26 protein-coding genes are annotated in these 24,111 nt (G+C 36.2%); 24 read left to right on the forward strand and 2 right to left on the reverse strand.

Translation table 11 applies throughout. The features are described 5' to 3' along the window. The 15 genes from BZK14_RS02680 to trmD form a co-directional block, all read left to right on the forward strand. Positions 1–600, forward strand: a 600-nt coding sequence (locus BZK14_RS02680; RefSeq protein WP_143691288.1) for a Dyp-type peroxidase, incomplete at its 5' end; no start/stop codon positions are given. 148 nt (positions 601–748) lie between these two features. After that, entirely contained in the window at positions 749–1,090 is a 342-nt protein-coding gene (gene hpf, locus BZK14_RS02685) for a ribosome hibernation-promoting factor, HPF/YfiA family (RefSeq protein ID WP_077925057.1), read from the forward strand. A 56-nt stretch (positions 1,091–1,146) separates the two neighbouring features. Then, positions 1,147–1,647 (forward strand): hypothetical protein, encoded by a 501-nt coding sequence (locus tag BZK14_RS02690; RefSeq protein WP_077925058.1) that lies wholly within the window; start codon positions 1,147–1,149, stop codon positions 1,645–1,647. After that, on the forward strand, positions 1,634–3,007 hold the full coding sequence (gene murD / locus BZK14_RS02695; protein WP_077925059.1) for a UDP-N-acetylmuramoyl-L-alanine--D-glutamate ligase: 1,374 nt from the start codon (positions 1,634–1,636) through the stop codon (positions 3,005–3,007). Before BZK14_RS02690 ends, murD begins: the two co-directional genes overlap by 14 nt. A gap of 5 nt (positions 3,008–3,012) precedes the next feature. Then, entirely contained in the window at positions 3,013–4,203 is a 1,191-nt protein-coding gene (ftsW, locus tag BZK14_RS02700) for a putative lipid II flippase FtsW (RefSeq protein ID WP_077925060.1), read from the forward strand. After that, positions 4,178–5,254, forward strand: coding sequence for an undecaprenyldiphospho-muramoylpentapeptide beta-N-acetylglucosaminyltransferase (murG, locus tag BZK14_RS02705; protein WP_077925061.1), 1,077 nt, complete (start codon positions 4,178–4,180; stop codon positions 5,252–5,254). Before ftsW ends, murG begins: the two co-directional genes overlap by 26 nt. Positions 5,255–5,290: 36 nt before the next feature. Continuing rightward, complete coding sequence (gene murC, locus BZK14_RS02710) at positions 5,291–6,712, forward strand: UDP-N-acetylmuramate--L-alanine ligase (protein ID WP_077925086.1); 1,422 nt, start codon at positions 5,291–5,293, stop codon at positions 6,710–6,712. After that, positions 6,712–7,638, forward strand: coding sequence for a D-alanine--D-alanine ligase (locus BZK14_RS02715; RefSeq protein ID WP_077925062.1), 927 nt, complete (start codon positions 6,712–6,714; stop codon positions 7,636–7,638). Before murC ends, BZK14_RS02715 begins: the two co-directional genes overlap by 1 nt. 7 nt (positions 7,639–7,645) lie before the next feature. Next, positions 7,646–8,488, forward strand: a complete 843-nt coding sequence (locus tag BZK14_RS02720; RefSeq protein WP_077925063.1) for a cell division protein FtsQ/DivIB — start codon at positions 7,646–7,648, stop codon at positions 8,486–8,488. 24 nt (positions 8,489–8,512) lie between these two features. Then, complete coding sequence (gene ftsA / locus BZK14_RS02725; protein ID WP_245831133.1) at positions 8,513–9,754, forward strand: cell division protein FtsA; 1,242 nt, start codon at positions 8,513–8,515, stop codon at positions 9,752–9,754. 58 nt (positions 9,755–9,812) lie between these two features. After that, the gene (gene ftsZ / locus BZK14_RS02730; protein WP_077925065.1) at positions 9,813–10,937 is read left to right on the forward strand and encodes a cell division protein FtsZ; all 1,125 of its coding nucleotides are present in this window, start codon (positions 9,813–9,815) and stop codon (positions 10,935–10,937) included. Further along, on the forward strand, positions 10,938–11,864 hold the full coding sequence (lpxC, locus tag BZK14_RS02735) for a UDP-3-O-acyl-N-acetylglucosamine deacetylase (RefSeq protein ID WP_077925066.1): 927 nt from the start codon (positions 10,938–10,940) through the stop codon (positions 11,862–11,864). A 129-nt stretch (positions 11,865–11,993) separates the two neighbouring features. Then, positions 11,994–12,245: a 30S ribosomal protein S16 gene (gene rpsP / locus BZK14_RS02740; RefSeq protein WP_077925067.1), complete on the forward strand. Its 252-nt coding sequence runs from the start codon at positions 11,994–11,996 to the stop codon at positions 12,243–12,245. A gap of 67 nt (positions 12,246–12,312) precedes the next feature. Further along, positions 12,313–12,825: a ribosome maturation factor RimM gene (gene rimM, locus BZK14_RS02745; RefSeq protein WP_077925068.1), complete on the forward strand. Its 513-nt coding sequence runs from the start codon at positions 12,313–12,315 to the stop codon at positions 12,823–12,825. Beyond that, complete coding sequence (gene trmD / locus BZK14_RS02750; protein ID WP_077925069.1) at positions 12,809–13,504, forward strand: tRNA (guanosine(37)-N1)-methyltransferase TrmD; 696 nt, start codon at positions 12,809–12,811, stop codon at positions 13,502–13,504. The genes rimM and trmD overlap by 17 nt, the downstream gene beginning before the upstream one ends. Here trmD and rnz read toward each other — a convergent pair whose 3' ends face one another. Then, the gene (gene rnz, locus BZK14_RS02755; protein ID WP_077925070.1) at positions 13,505–14,479 is read right to left on the reverse strand and encodes a ribonuclease Z; all 975 of its coding nucleotides are present in this window, start codon (positions 14,477–14,479) and stop codon (positions 13,505–13,507) included. It abuts the gene before it with no gap. 123 nt (positions 14,480–14,602) lie between these two features. On the opposite strand from rnz, the gene BZK14_RS02760 reads away from it, so the two are divergent. The 3 genes from BZK14_RS02760 (at position 14,603) to BZK14_RS02770 (ending at position 17,360) form a co-directional block, all read left to right on the forward strand. Further along, entirely contained in the window at positions 14,603–15,400 is a 798-nt protein-coding gene (locus BZK14_RS02760; protein ID WP_077925071.1) for an endonuclease, read from the forward strand. Between the two features lie 90 nt (positions 15,401–15,490). Next, complete coding sequence (locus BZK14_RS02765) at positions 15,491–16,333, forward strand: ABC transporter substrate-binding protein (RefSeq protein ID WP_077925072.1); 843 nt, start codon at positions 15,491–15,493, stop codon at positions 16,331–16,333. A 187-nt stretch (positions 16,334–16,520) separates the two neighbouring features. Beyond that, a complete protein-coding gene (locus BZK14_RS02770; RefSeq protein WP_077925073.1) occupies positions 16,521–17,360 on the forward strand; it encodes an ABC transporter substrate-binding protein in 840 nt (279 codons plus the stop codon). Positions 17,361–17,461: 101 nt separating this feature from the next. On the opposite strand, the gene pepQ is transcribed toward BZK14_RS02770, so the two are convergent. Next, positions 17,462–18,778 carry a Xaa-Pro dipeptidase gene (pepQ, locus tag BZK14_RS02775; RefSeq protein ID WP_077925074.1) on the reverse strand — a complete coding sequence of 439 codons (1,317 nt, stop codon included), beginning with the start codon at positions 18,776–18,778 and terminating at the stop codon, positions 17,462–17,464. Between the two features lie 243 nt (positions 18,779–19,021). Between pepQ and BZK14_RS02780 the strand changes: the two genes are divergently transcribed. The 6 genes from BZK14_RS02780 to BZK14_RS02805 all read left to right on the forward strand — a co-directional run bounded on the left by BZK14_RS02780 (position 19,022) and on the right by BZK14_RS02805 (position 24,106). Continuing rightward, a complete protein-coding gene (locus BZK14_RS02780) occupies positions 19,022–19,768 on the forward strand; it encodes a YebC/PmpR family DNA-binding transcriptional regulator (protein ID WP_077925075.1) in 747 nt (248 codons plus the stop codon). An 8-nt stretch (positions 19,769–19,776) separates the two neighbouring features. Further along, entirely contained in the window at positions 19,777–20,259 is a 483-nt protein-coding gene (ruvC, locus tag BZK14_RS02785; RefSeq protein WP_077925076.1) for a crossover junction endodeoxyribonuclease RuvC, read from the forward strand. Next, positions 20,259–20,858 (forward strand): Holliday junction branch migration protein RuvA, encoded by a 600-nt coding sequence (gene ruvA, locus BZK14_RS02790; RefSeq protein WP_077925077.1) that lies wholly within the window; start codon positions 20,259–20,261, stop codon positions 20,856–20,858. The genes ruvC and ruvA overlap by 1 nt, the downstream gene beginning before the upstream one ends. A 91-nt stretch (positions 20,859–20,949) precedes the next feature. After that, positions 20,950–21,543: an ATP-dependent zinc protease family protein gene (locus BZK14_RS02795; RefSeq protein WP_245831134.1), complete on the forward strand. Its 594-nt coding sequence runs from the start codon at positions 20,950–20,952 to the stop codon at positions 21,541–21,543. Between the two features lie 6 nt (positions 21,544–21,549). Further along, on the forward strand, positions 21,550–23,127 hold the full coding sequence (locus BZK14_RS02800) for a UUP1 family membrane protein (protein ID WP_077925078.1): 1,578 nt from the start codon (positions 21,550–21,552) through the stop codon (positions 23,125–23,127). A gap of 1 nt (position 23,128) precedes the next feature. After that, the gene (locus tag BZK14_RS02805) at positions 23,129–24,106 is read left to right on the forward strand and encodes an alpha-L-glutamate ligase-like protein (RefSeq protein ID WP_077925079.1); all 978 of its coding nucleotides are present in this window, start codon (positions 23,129–23,131) and stop codon (positions 24,104–24,106) included. The last annotated feature ends 5 nt before the right edge of the window (positions 24,107–24,111 follow it).

Genomic DNA, 24,111 nt, shown 5'->3' on the forward strand with positions numbered 1-24,111 from the left:
TATGAGCACAAAATGAATTTTACATTAGCTCAGGATTTTGTAAGCTGCTTTAAAGATCTTGTTACAATCGAAGAAGAAGTGCATGGTTTTCGCTGGTTAGAAGCGCGTGATTTAAGTGGCTTTGTGGATGGTACAGAAAATCCTAAGGGGTTACAGGATCGCGCGGATGTTGCGATCATTCCTGAAGGTAAAGATGCGGGCGGAAGTTATGTGATCGCTCAGCGCTGGGTGCATGATATTGATAAATTCAATACATTTGATTTGGCGAAACAAGAAGGTACATTTGGCCGCACTAAACATGATGATATTGAAATGGCAGATGAAGATAAGCCAATAGGTGCCCATACAGAGCGTGTTGTGATTGAAAAAGATGGTGAAGAATTAGAAATTGTACGTCAAAGTTTGCCATACGGATATGCATCTTCTGAGAAAGGATTATATTTTGTGGGTTATTGTGCAAAATTATCATCCATTGATGCTATGTTGAAAAATATGTGTGGTGAAAATGATGAGCATTTTGATCTTATGTTTGGGTATACAAAAGCGGTAACAGGTAGCTATTTATATGTGCCATCCATGGATCAGTTAGATAATTTATAATATTTGTTAGATTTGAACGAATATTGAGCGAAATGATGAAGTTTCGCTTCTCATTTCATACAAACTGTATTAATGTGAATCTATAGCAAGTAGTCGTAGAAAAAGAATTCAGAATAGATTGTTTCAACTCGATAGATAAGGAGAAGCTATGAATATTAATATCACTGGCGATGGTTTAGAGTTAACACCTGCACTACAAGAACATGTGAAAGAACGTTTAAATAAAATTGAGCGTCATCGTGATCAAATCACACAAGTAGATGTTGTTTTATCTGTTACAAATAAGCGTCAAAAAGCTGAAATTACAATGGTGGTACCACATTCACCTGATATTAATGCTGAATCAACAACAGATGATTTATATATCTCTATTGATGAAGCAGTGGATAAATTAAGTAAGCAATATTTAAAAATGAAAGATAAAGCGATGACATTACAGCGTCAGCGCCAAGAGCATGATCAAGAAGAATCAGAGGAAGTTGCAGAATAATAGTTGCACTTTCTAAACCTTAAAAATGGTAATCTATTTTTAAGGTTTTTTTATGCGTGAAAGAAATGAAAAAAATTAGCATTAGTTTAGCGTTATTAGGTTTTGCAGCTATATATATTGTATGGCATATGGTTTATAGGAATGAATCATCAGTGAATACTGTTGATAATTTAGTTGTGAAAAATAGCGAAGTAGAAATGTTGCCGTTTAAATGGTTAAGGCAAAGTTATGTCACAAAAAATGGTACTGAATCCTTGGTGGAAGAAACAGAGACGTGTTTTAGTTTATATGAGTTAAAAACATTATATTCTAAGGATAAGGATATTAAAAATTTAGAGCGATTTTGTGATAGCACAGTTGAAAACACAGTAGATGGGTATAAAATTTCAGCATCTTGTAAAAATCAGTCTGCAAGATTTTATGTAGATGTTAAATTAACGACCATGCATTACAAATGGCATGAGTGGCAACAAACAATTTTTGATATTAACCATACAATGATCCAGCGAGAAAGGATCACTTTCCAACAACAGGGAACATGCAATGTTACCAATTGATTTATCAGCAAAACATCTTGTGATTGGATTTGGCATCACAGGTTTGTCCGTCGTTAAGGCATTAGACTATTTAGGTGCTCAATATATTTGGGCAATGGACTCACGTGATAATCCACCCAATAGTAATGAAATTAAAACAATTGCAACAGAGATTTTTGAAGGTGGATTCAATCATGGCTGGTTGGATCAATGTGATTATTTATGGTTAAGTCCCGGTATTCCATTAGCAACAGCGGCATTGCAAAATTGCTTAAATCGCTTGCCCAAAGATCATGTAGGTGGTGATATTGAGTTATTTGCTCGTTTAACCCAACAAGATACCATTGTTGGCATTACAGGTACGAATGGTAAAAGCACTGTAACAACATTGACTGCGGATATTTTGTCAGCAGATCGTGAACATGTATTTGTTGGCGGAAATTTAGGTGAACCTGCTTTGAATTTATGGTTGGAAGCTCAGCATAAAAATATTCAAAATCCTACATACATTTTGGAGCTATCAAGCTTTCAGTTGGAAACCACAGATAATTTAAATGTGGATGTTGGTGTGATTTTGAATTTAGCACCAGATCATTTAGATCGTTACAATGGCTTTGATGATTATGCGAGCGCAAAATTCAAGCTATTAGATATGGCAAAACGTTGGGTTGTGAATTATGAAGATCAATATCTCATGAATCATATTGCAAGTCGTGCCATTCAAAAACCAACAACAGGTTTTGCCTTGAAGCAAACAGTAGAATCAGGCTGGCAAATGAATTGGCAGGATGGGTTGCCAACAGCAATTGCGAATCATACGATTTCTATTCCATTGAATGAAATCAGCATTGGTGGATTGCATAATTATGCCAATGTGATGGCGTGTTGTTGTATTGCGGATGATTTAAAAGTCAATGAGCAAGCATTAAGAACAACGATTCAAACTTATCAAGCATTGCCACATCGTTGCGTATTGGTTAAAGATCTGAATGGTGTTCGTTATTATAATGATTCTAAAGCAACGAATTTGCCATCAACCATTGCGGCGATTGAAGGTTTTCTAGAACCAAAATGGTTGATTTTGGGTGGTGTCACTAAAGATCAAGATTTTTCTGAGTTAATGACATTATTAGATAGTCCAAGTATATTAGGGGTTTATTTGATTGGTAAAGACATTTCTGCCATTGCTCCTCATATTCCTAAAAGCTGTGAATCACATTATGTGGAAACATTAGAAAAAGCGGTCAAACAAATTTATATGAGGGCTAAAAAAGGGGATGTTGTATTGTTTTCACCAGCTTGTGCGAGTTTTGATCAGTTTAAAAGTTTTAATGATCGTGGTGAGCACTTTATCCATTTTGTTGAAGCATTAGAGAAATAACCAACATGTTTAAAGAGTCTTTTAATCCCAATACGAAAGTCCATTTAGATGCTTGGTTATTATCTGTTGTCTCTGTTTTACTGATGATTGGTATTTTAATGGTGACATCTGCTTCTTCATTTACAGCTGAAAAGTATGGCGTAGGTATATATCATTATAGTATTCGTCAAATGATCTATATCGCAATGGGGACACTGTTTGGATTATTCGCTTTTAATCTCTCTTTAAAAGCTTGGTATGAAATATCTGGGAAAGTTTTATATTGGTTGGCAGCATTGATGCTCATTTTAGTACTTATCCCGGGAATTGGTCGAGAGATTAATGGTGCGATGCGCTGGATTCCATTGGGTATTATTAATTTTCAACCTTCTGAAATGGCAAAGCTATTTGCTTTTATATATATTGCAGGTTTCTTATCTCGCCACAATGATAAAATTAAGCATGAAATGTTGTATTTAATTACACCTTTATCTGCTTTAGGCATATTGGGTGTATTTTTGTTACTGGAACCTGATTTTGGGTCAACAGCTGTATTAATGGGTGTTGGCATGGCCATGATTTTTATTGCGGGAGTTTCTGCATGGCGATTTTCCATTATGATTTTGTTGACGGCAGTTGGTATGGTGTCGTTGGTTGTATTGGCGCCATATCGCGTTGCACGTTTAAAAACATTTTTAGATCCATGGGAATATCAATTTGGTGAAGGATTTCAATTGATCAATTCATTGATGGCCATTGGTCGAGGTGAGTTAATGGGAACAGGTATTGGTGAAAGTATTCAGAAGTTAGGATATTTGCCTGAAGCACACACTGATTTTATTTTTGCAGTATATGCAGAAGAAACAGGATTATTGGGCGTGACATTTCTAATTTTCTTATTTTTAGTATTGATCTCACGTGCATTTATGATTGGTAAACGGGCAGAATTTTGTGGCAATATGAGATTTGGTGCGTATTTAAGTTATGGCATTGGGCTTTGGATTGTAGGACAAGCCTTTATTAATCTTGCAGTGGCAATGGGGCGATTACCTACTAAGGGTTTGACATTGCCCTTATTGAGTTATGGTGGTTCTAGTATGATTACTTTCTTGATTGCTATTGGTATTTTATTCAGAATTGATATTGACTCTAAGCATGAATTACAAAAAATCACTGAAAAGGCTAAATTAAATGAATCAGAAACTGCAAACTGTTGATGTTGTTATTATGGCAGGTGGCACTGGTGGACATATTTTTCCAGGGTTAGCTGTTGCTCAACGTTTACGTGAACAAGGGCTATCTGTAGCATGGTTAGGTGCACATGGTTTGGAAACAAAATTAGTACCTAATCATAAAATAGCGCTTTATTCATTATCTATTAAAGGATTGCGGGGAAATGGTTTAAAAGGTTGGTTTACATTGCCAAAAAAATTGCTGAATGCTGTTTCTGAGGCTAAAGTTATTTTGACGCAGCTACAGCCAAAATGTGTGATTGGTTTTGGTGGATTTGCATCAGGGCCAGGGGGGATTGCTGCAAAAATGTTGAAAATTCCTCTCATCATTCATGAGCAGAATGCCGTTCCAGGATTAACTAATCGTTGGTTATCTAAAGTGAGTACACATGTTTTGACTGGTTTTCCATTATCAGAATGGGCCCATAGTCAATATGTGGGGAATCCTGTTCGAGATGAATTATTCAAATTGCCATCTCCTAAAGAGCGTTTGAGTGATCGATCAGATGAATTGAGAGTATTAGTGGTGGGAGGGTCTCAGGGCTCACGTTTTGTGAATACCATTGTGCCTAAAATTATTTCAGACTCTTCTAGAAAAACCCTAGTTTGGCATCAAACAGGTGATAAACTCTATTCAGAAGCTGAAAAAAGTTGGGCTGATGTGAATGTTCAACCTTATCGCTTAGCACCATTCATTGATGATATGGCGAAGGCATATGCTTGGGCTGATGTTATTATTTGTCGAGCGGGTGCTTTAACATTAGCAGAGCTAACAGCGGTTGGTTTAGGCAGTATTTTAATTCCCTTGCCAACAGCGGTGGATGATCATCAAACAAAAAATGCAGAATTTTTAGTCAAAAGTGATGCAGCTTATTGTATTGATGAAAAACAATTTGATCAAAAAGAGGTTGTGAAGATATTGGACAACTTAACACTTGAACGATGTTTGGAAATGGCGGAAAATGCCCACTACAATGCAAAACCCCATACAGTAGCAGAAATTGTCAATACAATTGAAACAACTTTTGGACACTAAATTTAAATTAGAAAGGATGTTATCTTGACACAAACAATGCACTATAAACGCGCAGGTAATATGCGTCGAATTAATCGAATTCATTTCATCGGAATTGGTGGCTCTGGCATGTGTGGTATTGCCGAAGTTTGCTTGAACTTAGGTTATGAAGTAACAGGTTCCGATATTAGTTTGTCCTCAACCGTTGAACATTTGATTGCATTAGGTGCATTGGTGAAGATTGGGCATGATGCAGCTTATGTAGATGGCGCTGATGTTATAGTTGTATCCACAGCGGTACAAAGTGATAATCCCGAGGTTGTTACCGCTAAATCTGCAGGTATTCCAATTATTGCACGCGCTCAAATGTTGGGTGAATTGATGCGTTTTCATTACGGGATTGCAGTTGCCGGTACACATGGTAAAACAACGACTACTAGCCTGTTAGCATCAATTTTAGAAGAAGCAGGATTGGATCCAACATTTGTTGTAGGCGGCCGTGTTAATAAAGCAAATACCAATAATATATCTAGTTCACAATTGGGTTTGGGTGAATACTTCGTAGCAGAAGCTGATGAGTCTGATGCTTCATTTTTACATTTACGCCCAATGGCTGCGATTGTGACTAATATCGATAAAGATCATATGTCGACGTATGCAGGTGATTTTGAGACATTAAAGAAAACATTTTTAGATTTTTTACATCATTTACCCTTTTATGGTTTAGTGGTGCTGTGTATTGATAATCCAGGTATTCGCCAAATTCTTCCTGATTTACAGCGTCCATTTTTGACATATGGTGAATCAGAAGATTCTGATTTTCAATTATTAAAATATCGATCAGATAAGTTAAACACTGAATTTATGGTAAAAACACCATTTGGTATCAGTGAGTTTACTGTAGCTTTACCAGGTAAACATAGCGCTTTAAATAGTATTGCTGCAATGGCAATCGCAACAGACTTGGGTGTTTCTGCACCTGCAATTCGCCGTGGTTTAATGAAGTTTAAAGGTGTCGGTCGTCGCTTCCAATTGCACCCTGATGTTCCTTTAGCTGCAGGTGGCACCGTTTCTGTGATGGAGGATTACGGTCATCATCCAACTGAAATTCAGAGTGTTATGAATGCATTGACAGAAGCTTATCCAAAAAAACGAATTGTATTGGTGTTCCAGCCTCACCGTTATTCACGGACAGAAGAGTTGTTTGCAGAATTTGTAGAGGTATTGAAAGAATATCCTAATATGATTTTGACAAATATTTATCCTGCAGGTGAAAAGCCAATTGATGGCATTAGTGCTGAAAAATTGATTGAAGCGATTGAAGCAGTATCGGGACATAAGATTTGCTTAGCGCAAGAGTTGTCTGATATTCGTAGTTGTTATCAATCAATGGCGCAAGATAATGATTTAGTTGTTATGATGGGGGCTGGCAGTATTGGTAGTGTTGCTGCAAATTTCTATAAAGGGGGACCATTGTAATGACCGTTGTTGATCCTAAATCTTTTGGCAAAGTTGCAGTTTTATTAGGTGGAACATCATCAGAGCGCCAAGTATCTTTATGGTCCGGTGAGGCAGTTTTGGCTGCTTTGCAGCGAAAAGGTGTAGATGCACACGGTATTGATACACAAGAAGTCAATTTAGCGACTTATCTTGTAGACAATAAATTTGATCGTGTGATGAATAGTTTGCATGGTGGATTTGGTGAAGATGGTACAATCCAAGCTTTATTAACTTATTTGAAAATCCCATATACGGGTAGTGGTATGTTGGGGTGCGCAATTGGTATGGATAAACTACATACTAAAGCAATTTGGCATTCGAAAGGATTACCAGTTCTACAAACTTTTGAATTAAAGACTGAAGAGGATGTTGCACGCGTTGCGGAGTTAAATATTTTTCCACTCGCTGTTAAGCCAAGTGCAGATGGTTCAAGTGTTGGTGTGAGCAAAGTTGAGCGAAAGGAAGATTTATTGAGTGCTTGGCAAAATGCTCAAGGAAAAAGTGGCACAATTTTTGCAGAACCTTGGATTGTGGGGAAAGGTGAATATACTTGTGCCATTTTACATGGTAAAGCTTTGCCATTAATTCGTATGGAAACAGATCTAGCATTCTATGATTTTGATGCAAAATATTTGCGTGATGATACTCGTTATTTTTGCCCGTGTGGTTTGGATGAGGGTGTTGAAACAAAAATTCAGAAAATTTGTGAAGAGGCGTTTCATGCCGTATCGGGTAAAGGATGGGGAAGGGTGGATTTGGTTTTAGATCAAGAAGGTTTGCCTTGGTTGTTAGAGGTGAATATGTCACCAGGTATGACGGGGCATTCGTTGGTGCCTATGGCAGCACAAGCAACAGGAATAGATTATGACTCATTGTGTGTAGAAATTTTAAAAACTTCACTATAATTATTGAATGAAGCAAGCAAAAGCGAAACCAGTTCGGCAGAAAAAAAGGACTGATAAAAACAATGAGCAAATTATCGGCGCGACCAGTTGGTCGCGTCGTCGTAAGCGAGGTGTGCGCCATAAAAAACCATTTGATTGGAAAATATTTGGGGCAAAGTCTTGGCATTACTGTCGTTATACATTTCGAATATTGCTTTTAGTGTCGTTATTTCTCATTCCTTACATGGGATGGCAATATATTTCTTTGAATAATGTTTTTCCAATTCAGCATGTATTGATACATTCTGAGGAGAAATATTTAGTTGATGAGCGTAAACAAAAATTATTAGAACCCTTGTTAGGTCAGAATTTTGTGAGCTATGATTTAGAAAAATATCGTAGTGAGGTGGCTCAGAACCCATGGGTGAAATCAGTTGAGGTTATGCGTCATTGGCCAGATCAGATAGATCTTTTTATTCAAGAAAGAAGGCCGATTGCGATTTGGAATGATTTATATCTGATAGAGGCTGATGGCACAATTTTTGAGCCAGATTTGATCCCATCTGAAGCGATGATCAGCTTGCAAGGAAATCTTGATCAGAAAGATAAATTACTCGATGGAATGACTGTAATCCAGAAATCTATCCAGTCAGTTGGATTGAATGTTGAAAAAATTATTTTAGATTATCGTGGTGCATGGACAATTGTATTAGAAAATGATGTAGAATTATATCTTGGCGCGAGATTTTTTGAAGAAAGGCTCAGAAGATTTGTGATGCACTATCCTTCATCTATTCGTTCAAAGATTGGTAGTATTACAGCGATAGATTTTAGATATGATCATGGGTATGCTTTAAAGTGGAAACGGTAATAGATTATGGTGATTAATAATCATATGGCAGAAGAAAGAGAACCAGGTTTAGTCGTAGGACTAGATATTGGCACGAGTAAAATTCTTGCAGTTGTTGCTGAAGTTCACGATGATAAAGTGATTGTGAGAGGATTAAACTCTCAAAAAACATATGGTGTATCTGGTGGGACAATTTCTGACATCGAACAAGTGTCCGTAGCTATTAAAAATGCGATTAAATCCCTTGAAAAACAAGGGCAATGTGAGGTCTTTTCTTTATCTGCTTCAGTGACAGGAGAGCACATTGGTTGCGATGAATCGGCAGGTATGGTGCCAATTAATCGTAAAGAGGTGACTTATAAAGATAAAGAAGAAGTTCTAAAAAATGCTCGCGATTTAGCGATCCCGCAAGGTAGTGAAGTGATTCATGTTATTCCTCAAGAGTATGAAATAGATAAGCAGAAAGGAATTACGAATCCTATTGGTATGACAGGGATACGCTTAGATGTTAAGGCGCTTGTGATTACAGCTTCTTCTAATGTTTTGAATAATACTCGCAAATGTATCCAAAAATGCGATTTTAATGTGGATAACTTTGTGTTTCAAGGTGTTGCATCGTCTATGGCGGTATTAACGGAAGATGAGAAACGCTTAGGTGTGTGTTTGGTTGATATCGGTAGCGGGACCGTAGATTTAGCCATTTATATTAATGGTGCTTTAAAAGATGTTTTTAGTATTCCTTTTGCTGGTGATCGCGTCACAATGGATATTGCTGCGATTATGCATATGAGTACAGATGTTGCTGAAAACTTTAAAGTAAAATTTGGCTCATGCCGTGCAGATATGATTCCGCATGGTGAAATTGCAGAATTACCTATGCATCATGGCGTAAAGCAGATTTCTCGTGTAGAGTTGTCTAGTATTATTGAGGCGCGTTATGAAGATTTTTTTGGATTAATTCGTCAAGAGCTGAAACGTAATTATTATGATCACATGTTAGGAGCAGGTTTTGTCTTTACAGGTGGCGGAGCATTGGTTGAGCATATAGAAGATGCGGCCGAGGATTATTTTGATTTACCTGTAAGAGTCGGGTTTGTTAAAAATGTTGAGGTTTGTAAGGAATTATCAGATCAATATATTGATATTCGTGATCCAAGATATGCTACTGTAATAGGATTATTGAAAACACAACAAGAACATTTCTTGCATAATCAAAGGCGAGATGGGGAAGAACCGAAGGAGAGTATTTTCCAGAAGTTCAAACGAGGATTAAAGCAATATTTTTAAAAAGTAAGAATATTTTGCTATAATGGCGTGAATTTTATTTTTTTATGGGGTTTTATAGATGCCAGTTTTTGAATTACACCAAGACTTTGAAGACCAAAAACCAATTATAAAAATTATTGGCGTTGGTGGCGCTGGTGGCAATGCTGTAACTCATATGGTGGATTCTGGTTTAAAAGGCGTTAGCTTTTTATCTGCAAATACAGATTCTCAAGCGCTTAAGAAAACCAAAGCAGAAGTTATGATCCAATTAGGTTCATCACTTACAAAAGGATTAGGTGCAGGTGCAAACCCAGAAATTGGTCGTCAGGCAGCTTTAGAAGATAAAGAACGTATTAAAGAAGCGCTAGACGGAGCTAATATGGTGTTTGTTGCTGCAGGCATGGGTGGTGGTACTGGTACTGGTGCTGCGCCTGTGATTGCTGAAACTGCAAGAGAAATGGGGATTTTAACAGTTGCTGTTGTCTCTAGGCCTTTCAGTTTTGAGGGCAAAAAACGTGAAAATGCTGCAAATGCAGGATTAAAAGTATTAGCAGAACATGTTGATTCATTGATCACTATTCCAAACGAACGATTATTAACAGTATTAGGTAAAACAGCAAGCTTAGTTGAGGCATTTGCTGCTGCAAATAATGTTTTATATAATGCTGTACAAGGTATTTCAGAAAGTATCATCAAGCCTGGCTTGATTAACTTGGACTTCAATGACGTTAAAACAGTGATGAGTCAGCAAGGTATGGCAATGATGGGGGTTGGTTCTGCTTCTGGTGATAACAGAGCAAGAGAAGCAACGCAAGAGGCTATTGCATCACCATTATTGGATAATATTAATTTAGCTGGCGCTAAAGGTATTCTTGTGAATATTACTGGTGGTGCCGGTTTATCAATTGGTGAGTACCATGAAGTAGGTCATATGATTAGCGAGTATGCGTCAGAAGAAGCAACCGTTATCATTGGTACAGCTATTGAAGAAGATTTGGGTGATGAATTACGTGTTACTATTATTGCAACAGGGCTAGATGCACCAAGAGATACTGCAACTGCTCCGGCTTCTCGTCGTCGTGTTCAACATGAAGATGATGATTATGAAGCTGGACGTAAATCAGAGCGTCGCGGTTCTCAGCAAGATAAATTATTTGGTGAAATCTTAGATATTCCAGCATTTTTGAGAAAGCAATCAGACTAAATGATTAAACAAAGAACTTTAAAACAAAAAATATCAACAGTTGGTATTGGTTTACATTCTGGGAAGAAAGTCTCTCTTACTTTGACACCAATGCCAATAGATTTTGGTATTCAATTTAAACGTAGCGATATTGCGAATAGTACGCCTTTTGCAGTATCGGCTGAGGGTGTTATTGATACTATGCTTGCAACAAAAATTGCAAGTCATCCTGAGTCTAAAGAAACGGTATCGACTGTTGAGCATTTGATGGCTGTATTGGCAGCATTTGGTGTGGATAATGTATTGATCGAAGTGAGTGCAGCAGAGGTTCCTATTATGGATGGCAGCTCAGCACCCTTTGTATATTTATTGCAGTCAGCAGGTATTATTGATCAAGATGCGCCAAAGCGTTTCATTAAAATTAAAAAAACTGTATCAGTCAATGAGAATGATAAAGTTGCTAAATTAGAGCCATATAATGGTTTTTCTTTAGATTTTACAATTAATTTTGATCATCCTGTGCTCAGTAGAACCAGTGATCATGTAGAGTGTGATTTCTCTGCTAAAATTTTTATTGAAGAATTCTCTCGAGCAAGAACTTTTGGTTTTATGCGTGATTTTGAAAGAATGCGTGAACTAAATTTAGGTTTAGGTGGCAGTCTAGATAATGCAATTGTTGTTGATGATTATCGCATTTTAAATGAAGGCGGTTTACGTTACCCTGATGAATTTGTTCGTCATAAGCTTTTAGATGCCGTGGGTGATTTGTATCAACTAGGTTTTCCAATTTTAGGTAAATTTGTGGGATATAAAGCAGGGCATCGATTGAATAACTTGCTAATTCGTGAGTTAATGAATCGTCCAGATGCTTATGAGTGGGTGACTTGTGAGGAAGAAGATTTCTCAATCTTAACTCAATTTAATTTACCAACTTTTGTACACGCTTAAATATTTTCTTTTTCTAACTTTTATAGTAGAATAAGATGTTATTTTTGTGCTTCTAAATGTATCGTGTCTCTATATTGTAAAAGAAGTGCTGTGTTATTTAATTACTTATATTTTTAGGATTTTTATTTTATGGTTACAATTCGTTTAGCACGTGGTGGATCTAAGAAGCGCCCTTTCTATCAAGTAGTAGCTGCAGATAGCAGAAACGTAGCAACAGGTCGTTATATTGAGCGTTTAGGTTTCTTTAACCCAATTGCTGCAGGTCAAGAAGAGCGCGTGCGTCTTGATATGGATCGTTTTAACTACTGGGTAGGTGTTGGTGCGCAGCCTACTGATCGTGTTAAACAAATTATTAATGAGTTAAACAAAAAAGCTCAATAATTTAGTTTTTAATGATAAAAATACCTCATTCTATCGAGTGAGGTTTTTTTTTGAAGGTAATTTGTATATGGATCATGCTGGTAAAATCGCTGTAGGCAAAATCAATGGTTTTCAAGGCCTTAAAGGTTATGTAAAAATTTTTTCTGAAACTCGGCCAAGGGATGCGATCTTTGGTTATGATTATTTATTCGTATTTAAAAATAATGCTTGGCAGAAATTAGAAGTTGAAGATACTGCTTATGCTGGCAAAAGTTTAGTAATTAAATTTAAAGGATTTATTGATCGTACCGCGATGGAGCCATATTATGGCTTAGAGTTATTTATTGAAAATTCACAATTAGAAGAATTGGGTGAAGGTGAATTCTATTTAGCTGATTTGATGGGCTTAACAGTTAAAAATGAAGCAGGTTTCATTTTTGGTGAAGTGACTGAGTTTCTTGAAACGGGTGCTAACGATGTATTGGTTGCTAGAAAAAATGGTCAAGAATGCTTAATTCCATTCACGGTAGGCCATACAGTGATTAAAGTAGATTTAGAAGCTAAAGAAATTTTAGTGGATTGGGATGAAGATGATATTTGATGTCATAACCCTTTTTCCTGAATTGATTGAAAATTATTGTGAGCTTGGCGTAGTTGGCCGGGCTCATCAGAAAGGTAGTATTGAAACACAATGCTGGAATCCTAGAAAGTACACAACAGATATTCATCACACCGTGGATGACCGACCTTATGGCGGTGGTCCAGGCATGGTGATGAAGTATCAGCCATTGAAAGATGCATTGGATGAAATTAGCCTAGTTCGCGAGAACCGAGGTTATCGCATTTATCTATCACCACGTGGTCAATTATTAGATCAAGCATTGGTTCAAAAGTTACAAGAGCAATCTCATATTATTTTGTTGTGTGGCCGTTATGAAGGTGTGGATGAGCGTATTATAGAAAGTGAAATTGATTTAGAGCTTTCTGTGGGTGATTATGTATTATCAGGTGGTGAATTGGCTGCCAATATTGTGATTGATTCTGTTTCTCGGTTATTGCCGAATGTATTATCTAATCATGAGTCTTTTGAGCAAGATTCTTTCAGTGAGGGTTTGTTAGATTGCCCGCATTATACTCGGCCTGAGGAAATTAATGGTATGCGAGTACCTGATGTTTTATTATCAGGTAATCATAAAAAAATTGCAGAATGGCGTAAGGAAAAATCTTTGGCGGATACATTAGAGCGCCGCCCAGATTTGATTGCGAAATTACAATCTTAATTAGATCTCTATGCGCATTAAATCCTGAGTGATGTAGCTTTCAGGGAAAATGGTGCGGCATTCGAAGATTAATTTGTCTTGGTCTTCTTTGTGAAAATAGCGCGAGCTGATGTGGGTAAAATATAGTTTTTTTACATTGGCATTCTTGGCGGTTGTTGCTGTTTGTAATGTTGTAGAGTGCGCTCGTTCTAAAGCTAATACTTCAAATTCTTGAGAATATGTGGCTTCATGTAAAATGAAGTCAGCATTTTGTGCAATAGTCACAGCATTTTTACAAGGATATGTATCGCCAAAAATAACAACAGTTTTACCTTTTTGCGGATCTTTTAAATAATCTTTAGGTTGTAAAATTTTCCCATTGTCTAATGTAACAATTTGTTGATCTTTTAATTGCTGATAAATCGCATGATCATGTACACCAATTTGATGCAATGCATTGACGTCTAATTTGCCAATGCTATCTTTTTCTTCAATACGATAAGCAAAGGATTGTACTCGATGTTGCAATTCTATGGCTGTGACTTTAAAAGTTTCATCTTCAAAAACTAGAAAAGGCTGGCTAGGATCATCATTGGCTGTCAATTCTATGATTTCAAATGGAAACATCATAAAAGATTCTGTGGTTTCAATCACAACATCTAGGATTTTCTTGATGCCTTTTGGGCCATAAAGTGTCAATGGTTTTTTAGAACCGCTCATGGATCGACTGGTTAAAAAACCAAACAAGCCAAAAATATGGTCACCATGTAAATGCGTGATAAAAATCTTAGAAATTTTTGGTAGGGTAATATTGGGTAGTGGAGATTGTTCTTTAGATTCTTTGCGTTGTAATCGCTGAATTTGATGGCTTGTTGCTTCACCGCAATCAAATAACCACATTTCTTGTCGTTCTTTAGTTAAGTCGAGGACATTGCTTGTCACATTACGTTGTAGTGAAGGTTTGCCTGCGCCTGTGCCTAAGAACGTGATATTCATTGATTCTTTTCCCCAAGAAATGTATCCATGAATTATAACAGATTTATATTTAACCTGCAGATTGAGGAAGTGTTGGTTTCCCTATATAGTGTAGCGTTTTGAAGCATTGAGAATATAGGAAATATGGCGAAAAAGCAGATTTCACAGCGAGATATTAATCGTTTGATTAAACAATTTAAACGTAGGCCATTACAAACAATAGTCATCGTCATAATTACATTGATAGGCTCTTTTTTTGGTGGTAAAACTATTATAGAACAGAGTGATAAAGGTAGTTCACGTGATGTTCAGACATTTGCCAAAGCAAAAACAGAGTTAATAAAAATTTATCAGGAAAATCCGCAACAAAAAGAATTTTATTGTGGGTGTGATTTTAAATTTATTGAACGAAAAAGTGAGTTGGATTTAAAAAGCTGCGGGTATAAAATTCGTAAAGATAAAGTGCGAGCAAATCGTATTGAATGGGAGCATGTGATGCCTGCTCATAATTTTGGCAAGCAATTGCGTTGCTGGAAAGAAGGTGGGCGTAAAAATTGTGGTGGTGTTGCACAATTTGATGTGATGGAAGGAGATATGCATAATTTGCAACCAGCTGTTGGTGAAGTGAATGCGGATCGTTCTAATTTTCGTTTTAGTGAGTTTACAAAGAAGTTTAATCAATATGGTCAATGTAAATTTGCGACAGACTTTAAAAAGCGCCAAGTACAACCTCGTAAAGCAGTTAAAGGTATGATTGCACGTACTTATCTTTATATGGAACAACGATATGGTATTGTTTTGGCATCACAAGAAAAAAATTTGATGCAAGAATGGAATCGCTTATATCCAGCAAAGGGCTGGGAATGTCAGCGTAATCAAATCATTGCTAAAAAACAAGGTAATGATAATCCATTTATAACAGAGCAATGTGCGCGCAATTGAGCTATTTATAGTTAAATAAATGGACTTATAATTTTAAATGTGAATAATAATGATTTTTATTTGCATTTAATTATTATTAGAGGATATGGTATGCGTAAATTATTATTGGCAACACTTTTGGTTGGTAGCTTAGGTAATGCCATGGCTGACCCTAAAGGGATTGTGATGGACTTTGGTGCATTAGATACAATCGATGCTTTAGGAGGAAGTTCGTCTGTTGCAGCTTTGCCTAAAGCATATGTGCCAGAGTATTTAGAAAAATACCAATCTGATGAGTATAAATTATCTGGCGATATGTTTAAGTTGGATATGGATTTAATTCGTCAAGAAAATCCCGATTTTATTATTATTTCTGGTCGACAAGGTCGTTCTGCTGCTGAATTGCAATCAATAGCATCTGTTATTAATTTCTCTGCAGGTAATGATGATTATTTAGAGTCTGTTAAATATAATATTTTGGCTGTGGGTAAAGCAATTGGTAAAGAAGCAGAAGCAAAAATTGCTTTAGAGCAATTAGATACAAAAATTAAAGCAGCACAAGAGAAAAGTATAGCATCGAAGCAGAAAGCAATTGTGTTGATGCATAATGATGGAAAATTAGGCTTAATTAATCACAGTGCATATGCATCATTAGTTCATGATGTTGCAGGTGTAAAACGCGCGGATGAAAAGCAATATGAAGGTAGAGTTGTAGCAGATACTAAATATTTAACTGAGATCAATCCTGATATTATTTATATTGTAGATAGAAGTGCAGCGATTGGTGCAAAGCCATTGGATGAGAATTACTTTAAAGCTAAAGAATTATCTGAAGTTGCTGCTGTAAAAAATGCAGATATTATCTATTTGACACCAAAGTTATGGTATTTGTCGGGCAAGGGCTTGCAAAGTATCGACTTACAAGTTCAAGAAGTGATGGCGCCAATTAAATAAATGCCTTTGAAATAATGATGAGTAAAATGAAAGCCATAGTGAATTAATTATGGCTTTTTTATATGGCTAGATTTGTCTATTTTTTGTAAATAATTAAAATATTCCATTTATTAATGGACTTCTGATAAAAGATGTGAATAATAATCATTTACATTTGTAATTACTATTCAATTAACAGAGGTTTGATATGCGTAAATTATTATTGGCAACACTTTTGGTTGGTAGCTTAGGTAGTGCAATGGCTGATCCTAAAGGTGTTGTAATGGATTTTGGTGCTTTAGATACAATTGATGCATTGGGTAGTAGTGAGGCTGTGATTGCATTACCACAACAAAATGCACCTGAGTATTTAAAGCAATATACTGCTGAAAAATATCAAAATACTGGCGGTATGAAAGAACCAAATATTGAATTAATTCGTAATGCTAAGCCTGATTTTATTGTAATTTCTGGTCGTCAAGGTAAATTTATTGATGAATTAAAGGCTATTGCGCCTGTTACAAATTTCTCAGGTGGTGAGGATTATTTAGGTTCAGCTCAAAAAAATATTATTGCTGTAGGTAAAGTTGTAGGTAAAGAAGCGGAAGCGAAAGCAGCTTGGGATAAATTAGATGAAAAATTAAAAGCGACAGCGACTAAAAATGCAGCATCACCTAAAAAAGCTGTTGTAGTTATGCATAATGATGGCAAAATCGGTGTTGCGAATAATAGTGGTTATGCAACATTAATTCATGAAGTTGCTGGTATTAAGCGTGCTGATGAGAAAAAATATGAAGGCCGTGTTGCGGCAGACGCTAAATATTTCACAGACACAAATCCTGATATTATCTTTATTGTAGATAGAAGTGCGGCAATTGGTGCAACACCAATGAAAGCAGATTATTTTAAAGCAGCTGACTTTGCAAATGTACAAGCAGTGAAAGATGGTAAGGTTATCGTGTTGAATCCTAAATTATGGTACTTATCAGGCCGTGGTTTACAAAGTATTGAGCTTCAAGTGGATGAAGTAACAAAAGCAGTAGAGTAAGCTTCAAAACCTGTAGAATAAGCAAAATAAAAGCCACAATGTGTGATGATATTGTGGCTTTTTGCTAATGGTTATTGTATTAAATTTTTTCTTAAATATATTTAAAAGTGTTCTGCACCAATTTCTTTGAATGCTTCTGCTGTTAAATTGCGTGGTTCATCATCTTGAATTACGATGTTATCTTCATCTCGAATACCGCCATAAGGCAAGAATTCATTAATCAATTCAATGTTCATGTACTGAGCTTTATCAGCATCTAAGAGTGCTTCGCTGATCAATGTATTGTTAAAGTAAATGCCGGGTTCAATGGTGAGTACCATATTGTTTTGCAATTGTTGTGTTAAACGAAGATTCTTGAACGTTTCATTTGTTTCTTTTAGAGATTTAGCAATACTCGGTGTATCGTGTGTATTCAAACCTAATAAATGTCCGATACCATGTGGGAAGAAAACTCGCACTAAGCCTTTGGTAATAGCATTTTCAATATCAATATTGATTAAGAATTCATGTTTGATGAGTAACTCGCCAATCAATTCCAATGCATAGCTATGAATATCCATATAGGAAACACCTGCTTTACATTGTGCAATGAGTTCTAGTTTAATTAAGCGCATATCATCTAAAATGGCTTTAAATAATTCATTAGAATCTTCACCAGCATGTGTTCTTGAAATATCTGAAATATAACCTTCAAAAGATGCACCTGCATCAATTAAAAAGCTATATAGCATTGTTGGTGGTGTTTGATCAAGATCTTGATAGTGTAAGATGCTTGCATTTTCATTGTATGCAATGATATTACCATATGGCATTTCTGATTCACGCATACCTACAACGTCTAAATAATCTAAATTCATTTGAAACTCACTAATGTATTCAGATAAGGATTCACGTACTGCAACGTGAGCAGAGGCAGCACGAACGGATGCAATTTTCATACATTCGATTTCAAATTCAGTTTTGATTAAACGCCAACTATCGATCTCTTGTTTTTGCTCTAGTGATGCGCGCTTTGAATCGTTATAATCCAATAAATCAGGACCTAACCATAGCCAGTTTTTTGCATCAGTGTGATGGGCCAAACTATTTTTGAGATCATCTAATTGAGTGTGTATTTCGACTGTGAACATTGCCTGCCATTCACCTAGTTCTTCTTTAACCTTTAGCCAAAAATCTTTAGGTCGGTAGTTTAATAATATTCGTTCAGTTTTCGTGATAACTAGATATTGATGTGTACCAATCGCTTCGGGGATCCAATAACGAAAACTTGCAGGCATTCTGTGTGGGATTTCAATATCATCATCATAAAAAAATTTAGGTGCACCTGATGATAAAACTAATGCATCTAATTGATGTTTTTCTAAAAATGCTAGAGCTTTATGTTGTAAAGCTTCAATGTGTTCTTGATAAAGAGACATAAATCTTTCCTTATGATTCGTGACAGTGCGTTAAAGATGATAACAAAAACCTATCTTTGTAATTAGGAGAAATTTTTTTTATGTGATAGATGGCTGTTTTGAATGAATTTTATAGAAAAATTTGATGATAACAGGATATATAGTAGAGGATTATAAATATTAGAATTCTTTATGATAAAATGCCATCTTTTTATCGGCAAGTTTGAACTTGTAGTATTTCAGTCAGTCATTAAGGAGCTTTCAATGGCAGGTCATAGTAAATGGGCAAATATTCAGCATCGTAAAGGTGCTCAAGATGCAAAGCGTGGTAAGATTTTTACACGTTTTATTCGTGAGATTACAATCGCAACACGTATGGCGGGTAATGGTGATCCTGCGAGCAACCCTCGTTTACGTTTAGTGATGGATAAAGCACTGGCTGCAAATATGTCAAAAGATACAATTGAGCGTGCTATTAAACGTGGTTTAGGTGCTGAAAATGATTCACCACAGGAAGAGATTCGTTATGAAGGATATGGTCCTGGCGGTATTGCTGTGATGGTAGATTGTGTATCTGATAATCGCAATCGTACGGCGGGTGAAGTACGTCATGCATTCACAAAATGTGGTGGAAATTTAGGTGTTTCTGGTTCTGTTGCCTTTCAGTTTACTGAAACAGGTGTTTTATCCTATCCTGAAGGTTCGGATGAAGAAGCTATTACAGATGCGGCAATTGATGCAGGCGCTGAAGATATTGTTGTGAATGATGATACTTCTATTGATGTCTTAACAACACCTCAAACTTATGCAGAAGTTTATAATGCAATGGTCGAAAAAGGTTTTACACCAGAAGAGTCTGAAGTGACAATGCGTGCGGCAAATAATGTCTCATTATCTTTAGATGATGCAAAACAGATGATTAAAATGTTGGATATGTTAGAGAATTTAGACGATACACAAAATGTTTACTCTAATGCTGATATCTCTGCAGATATTCTTAGTCAGTTATAAGATATCTCGTGATTATTTTAGGTATTGACCCTGGTAGCCGAATTACGGGTTATGGTGTGATTGAGTGGGTTAATCGTAAAGCTCGATATGTTGACAGTGGTTGCATTCGTATGGATGTTAAAGCAACCACCGGCAATCGATTAAAAACAATTTTTGAAGGTTTAGATCAATTGATTGGTTTATATCAACCTGATCAATTATCAATTGAGCAAGTATTTGTGCATAAAAATCCTCAGTCTGCTTTAAAACTAGGGCAGGCTCGTGGCGTTGTATTATGTGCGGCCGCTTTAGCAGGTTTAGAGATTTATGAATACAGTGCCACAAGAATTAAACAGACAGTTGTGGGCAATGGCCATGCAACGAAAGATCAGGTTCAACACATGGTGGAACATTTGTTAAAATTGAATGGGAAGCCGCAAGCGGATGCTGCAGATGCATTAGCAGCAGCATTAACGCATGGGTTTCACTTACCAATGGTAGGAGTTAAGTAATGATCGCGCGTTTAAAAGGACAGGTTTGGGAAAAATTACCACCCAATATTGTCATTATTGATACCAATGGTGTAGGTTATGAAGTTGAGGTGCCCATCTCAACTTTTTCAATGTTACCAGCCATTAAAGTAGAGACCTCTTTATATATTCAGCAAATTGTGCGAGAAGATGCCAATTTGTTATATGGTTTTTATACGATAGAAGAGAAAGAAGCATTTCGTATATTGATTAAAGTTTCTGGCATTGGCCCTAAAAGTGCCATTGTTATTTTGTCTGGTTTATCAGTCACTGAATTATATGAAGTGATTGCTAATGAAGATGTTACACGTTTAACGCGTGTGCCTGGTATCGGTAAGAAAACAGCAGAACGTTTGATTGTTGAGTTAAAGGATAAGATTAAGGCTGTGTCTATGATTTCATCGGGTGATTTATTGGATGAAGGGCCTATTCATAATCCTATTAATGATGCTGTAATGGCATTAACAACATTGGGTTATAAAGTGAGTGATGCTGAGAAGATGATTAAGAAGATTGCCAAACCTAATATGGCAGTGGATGAGTTGATTAAAATCGCATTGCAATCTTTGATGAAAAAGTAAATGAAAGATTTACATTTAAATTTAGTGTTATTCTTTGCATAAAAAATAGAGTAGCACTTTATCAGATATATTCGGATATATAAGGATTAGTATGAGCAATATGAAGAAGATGATTTTATTATCTTTGGTAACCTTTTCGACTTTAGCTGTGAGCTATGCTGATAAACAAGAAGAACAGGTAGAATCTGGGGCTCAGGCTATTGCGGATGAAAAAATTGAAGCAAAGCCAGAGATTACAAAAGTCATTTATGGCCATGATGAAATTGTTATTTTACCTCAATTAGGCAATATGTCTTTGCCAGCTAAGTTAGATACAGGGGCAAAAACAGCCTCTTTAAATGCTTTGGATTTGAAGATTTTTACAAAAAATAAAGAAAAATGGGTGCGCTTTCAGGTGGAAAGTGGTAAAAAATACTATGAGTTTCCAATTAAGCGCATGAGTCGTATTAAGAAACGTAGTGGTGAAATAGAATCACCAGATGCATCAACATCAGCAGAACGTCCTGTGATTGAATTAGAGGTATGCATGGGAGATCAGAGAAAAAAATTAGAAGTCAATCTGACTGATCGAACTCATTTTACATTTCCACTTTTAATCGGCAAAATTGGATTAACAAAGTTGAAGGCAATCGTTGATCCATCTGTTTCTAAACTTTCTAAACCAATTTGTCCAACAACGAAATAATTAATTATGAAATCCTTAACACTTCATTTGAAGATTTTAATTACAATCTTATTAGTCATCGGATTAGGTTCGATTATTTATCAAGCCATAATTTTGAAAATTCCACTGACAGAAAATTCTCGTGGATCAATGTGGACAATTGATACTAAGATCAGTTTTGATGTGCGTGGATCTAAGCCTGTAAAACTACGCCTATTCATTCCTTCAAAAGAGAATGCTTTAAGTACAGTCATTTTGGAAGATGATAATGTATTGGCGCGTAATTATGGTGTGGCTAGAGAAACGGATGCTTTAGGTAATCAGCAATTGATCCTATCATCGCGTAGAGCATCTGGTAATCAAACATTGTATTATCGTTTATTAGTATCAGAAGAAGCAGGTAAGGCAGAAACCTATATTGGTCCTAAGGGAATGGTTTATCGAGAGCCTATTCAGTTAGAAGGGGCTGAAAAAGTTGCGGCAGAGTCTATGATTGCAGGAATTCGTGAGCAGTCATCAGATACTGCAACATTTATTTCAGAAGCTATTCAAACGTTGAATGATACAAGAAATGATTTTGCAAAGACATTATTGAATAATGATTTCTCTGCACAAAATCGTGCAAAAGTTTTAGAAGTCTTATTGTCACAAGCACGTATTCCTATACAGTTTGTGCATACTTTAAAACTTAGTATCGGTGCTAACCAAAAACCTCAAACATTTATACGTAGCTATATTGAAACGCATAAAGATGGTAATGAAAAAGTTGGAGAATGGGTTTACTTTGATTTAACTTCAGGCCATAGAGGTTTAGCTAATGATCGATTAATTTGGTGGGTAGGTAATGATCCATTATTGACAACATCTAATGATATTAGAGCCAGTGTAAACTTCAGTTTAGATGATCGAGAGCTGACATCTAAAGGGATTATATCTAATAAAGTTAATAATGCAGAGGCAAGTAGCTTTTTAACATATTCTTTATATAGTTTGCCGATACAGGTGCAAGAAACATATTTAACGATGATTGTGATTCCATTTGGTGTTTTGGCAATCTTAATTTTTAGAAATATTGTGGGTGTTCAAACATTAGGGACATTTACGCCTGTATTGATTGCTTTGGCATTCCGTGAAACTGGTTTTGCGTTTGGCTTATTCTTATTTACAGTGATTGTCGGTATCGGTTTAGCAATACGGTCATATTTAGAGCATCTAAAGCTACAAATGCTACCTAGATTATCTGTTGTTTTAACTTGTGTAGTCATTCTGATTGCTGTGATTAGTTTGATGAGCCACAAATTAGGATTAGATCAAGGTATGTCTGTGACATTATTCCCAATGGTTATTTTAACCATGACAATTGAACGTTTATCTGTGACTTGGGAAGAGCGTGGTGGCAGTTTTGCGTTTAAAGTTGCGTTGGGTACATTCTTTACAGGTGCAATTGCATTCTATGTGATGAATATAGAATGGTTGACATATTTTGCATTTACATTCCCTGGTATTTTATTTGTGTTGATTGCATTTATGTTAGTGATGGGGCGTTATCGTGGTTATCGTTTAACAGAGCTTGTTCGCTTTAAAGCTTTAGTGAAGGAAGGCTAGAATGTTTGGTGGTTATATTCAAACATGGAAGTTGCTGAAAGAGCGTGGCATTATGGGGATTAATCAGCGTAATGGTGACTATATCCTTAAGTATAATAATCGTAAATATTATCCTGTTGTGGATGATAAGATATTAACTAAGGCTAGGGCGATTGAAGAAGGCATTCATGTACCTGAGCAGTATGGCATCATTGAAACAGAAAGTGAGATTAGCCATAAGTTAAGAAAAATTTTAACAGGGCGTAAAGACTTTGTGATTAAGCCAGCCCAAGGTGCTGGTGGTGATGGTATTATCGTTATTGCTGATCGCTTTGATGAAAATCGTTTTAAAACGATTTCAGGTAAGTTAATTACCATGTCTGAAATTGAATATCAGGTTTCCAATATTTTGACAGGCTTATATTCATTGGGTGGTATGAGAGATAGAGCTTTGATTGAATATCGGGTAACGCCAGATCCAATCTTTAAATCTATCAGTTTCGAAGGTGTGCCTGATATTCGTATCATTGTTCTAATGGGTTATCCTGTCATGGCAATGTTGCGTTTACCAACTCGACAATCTGGCGGTAAGGCGAACCTTCATCAAGGTGCTATTGGTGCAGGTATCAATTTACGTTCTGGTTCTACATTACGTGGTACGTGGCTCAATGACAAAATTGATAAACATCCTGATACGAATCATCCTATCAATGACCTGATTGTACCTTATTGGGATGATTTTATGTCTTTGGCTAGCAAATGTTATGAGTTATCTAAGTTAGGCTATATTGGTGTGGATATGGTTTTAGATCAGGAAAAAGGACCTTTAATTTTAGAACTAAATGCTCGTCCTGGTTTAAATATTCAGATTGCAAATGATTCAGGGTTAGCTGCTCGTAATCAGAAAGTAGAGGCTCGTTTGGAAATGTTGAAAGAGCAGGGTATAACAGAGAACTTTGAAGAGAGAATAGCATTCTCTAAGGCAGAATTTGGATTTTAAAAATT

Origin of the sequence: Wohlfahrtiimonas larvae, assembly GCF_002006755.1 — a bacterium.
Lineage (GTDB): Bacteria > Pseudomonadota > Gammaproteobacteria > Cardiobacteriales > Wohlfahrtiimonadaceae > Wohlfahrtiimonas > Wohlfahrtiimonas larvae.

Excerpts from the sequence above, each read along its gene's own strand:
- BZK14_RS02715 (WP_077925062.1), top strand. The coding sequence starts at position 6,712 with ATGACCGTTGTTGATCCTAAATCTTTTGGCAAAGTTGCAGTTTTATTA.
- BZK14_RS02780 (WP_077925075.1), top strand. The coding sequence starts at position 19,022 with ATGGCAGGTCATAGTAAATGGGCAAATATTCAGCATCGTAAAGGTGCT.
- murD (WP_077925059.1), top strand. The coding sequence starts at position 1,634 with ATGTTACCAATTGATTTATCAGCAAAACATCTTGTGATTGGATTTGGC.
- BZK14_RS02765 (WP_077925072.1), top strand. The coding sequence starts at position 15,491 with ATGCGTAAATTATTATTGGCAACACTTTTGGTTGGTAGCTTAGGTAAT.
- hpf (WP_077925057.1), top strand. The coding sequence starts at position 749 with ATGAATATTAATATCACTGGCGATGGTTTAGAGTTAACACCTGCACTA.
- murC (WP_077925086.1), top strand. The coding sequence starts at position 5,291 with ATGCACTATAAACGCGCAGGTAATATGCGTCGAATTAATCGAATTCAT.
- rimM (WP_077925068.1), top strand. The coding sequence starts at position 12,313 with ATGGATCATGCTGGTAAAATCGCTGTAGGCAAAATCAATGGTTTTCAA.
- murG (WP_077925061.1), top strand. The coding sequence starts at position 4,178 with ATGAATCAGAAACTGCAAACTGTTGATGTTGTTATTATGGCAGGTGGC.
- ftsZ (WP_077925065.1), top strand. The coding sequence starts at position 9,813 with ATGCCAGTTTTTGAATTACACCAAGACTTTGAAGACCAAAAACCAATT.
- trmD (WP_077925069.1), top strand. The coding sequence starts at position 12,809 with ATGAAGATGATATTTGATGTCATAACCCTTTTTCCTGAATTGATTGAA.
- BZK14_RS02760 (WP_077925071.1), top strand. The coding sequence starts at position 14,603 with ATGGCGAAAAAGCAGATTTCACAGCGAGATATTAATCGTTTGATTAAA.
- ftsA (WP_245831133.1), top strand. The coding sequence starts at position 8,513 with ATGGCAGAAGAAAGAGAACCAGGTTTAGTCGTAGGACTAGATATTGGC.
- lpxC (WP_077925066.1), top strand. The coding sequence starts at position 10,938 with ATGATTAAACAAAGAACTTTAAAACAAAAAATATCAACAGTTGGTATT.
- BZK14_RS02795 (WP_245831134.1), top strand. The coding sequence starts at position 20,950 with ATGAGCAATATGAAGAAGATGATTTTATTATCTTTGGTAACCTTTTCG.
- pepQ (WP_077925074.1), bottom strand. The coding sequence starts at position 18,778 with ATGTCTCTTTATCAAGAACACATTGAAGCTTTACAACATAAAGCTCTA.
- ruvA (WP_077925077.1), top strand. The coding sequence starts at position 20,259 with ATGATCGCGCGTTTAAAAGGACAGGTTTGGGAAAAATTACCACCCAAT.
- rnz (WP_077925070.1), bottom strand. The coding sequence starts at position 14,479 with ATGAATATCACGTTCTTAGGCACAGGCGCAGGCAAACCTTCACTACAA.
- BZK14_RS02800 (WP_077925078.1), top strand. The coding sequence starts at position 21,550 with ATGAAATCCTTAACACTTCATTTGAAGATTTTAATTACAATCTTATTA.
- rpsP (WP_077925067.1), top strand. The coding sequence starts at position 11,994 with ATGGTTACAATTCGTTTAGCACGTGGTGGATCTAAGAAGCGCCCTTTC.
- BZK14_RS02720 (WP_077925063.1), top strand. The coding sequence starts at position 7,646 with ATGAAGCAAGCAAAAGCGAAACCAGTTCGGCAGAAAAAAAGGACTGAT.
- BZK14_RS02770 (WP_077925073.1), top strand. The coding sequence starts at position 16,521 with ATGCGTAAATTATTATTGGCAACACTTTTGGTTGGTAGCTTAGGTAGT.
- ftsW (WP_077925060.1), top strand. The coding sequence starts at position 3,013 with ATGTTTAAAGAGTCTTTTAATCCCAATACGAAAGTCCATTTAGATGCT.
- BZK14_RS02805 (WP_077925079.1), top strand. The coding sequence starts at position 23,129 with ATGTTTGGTGGTTATATTCAAACATGGAAGTTGCTGAAAGAGCGTGGC.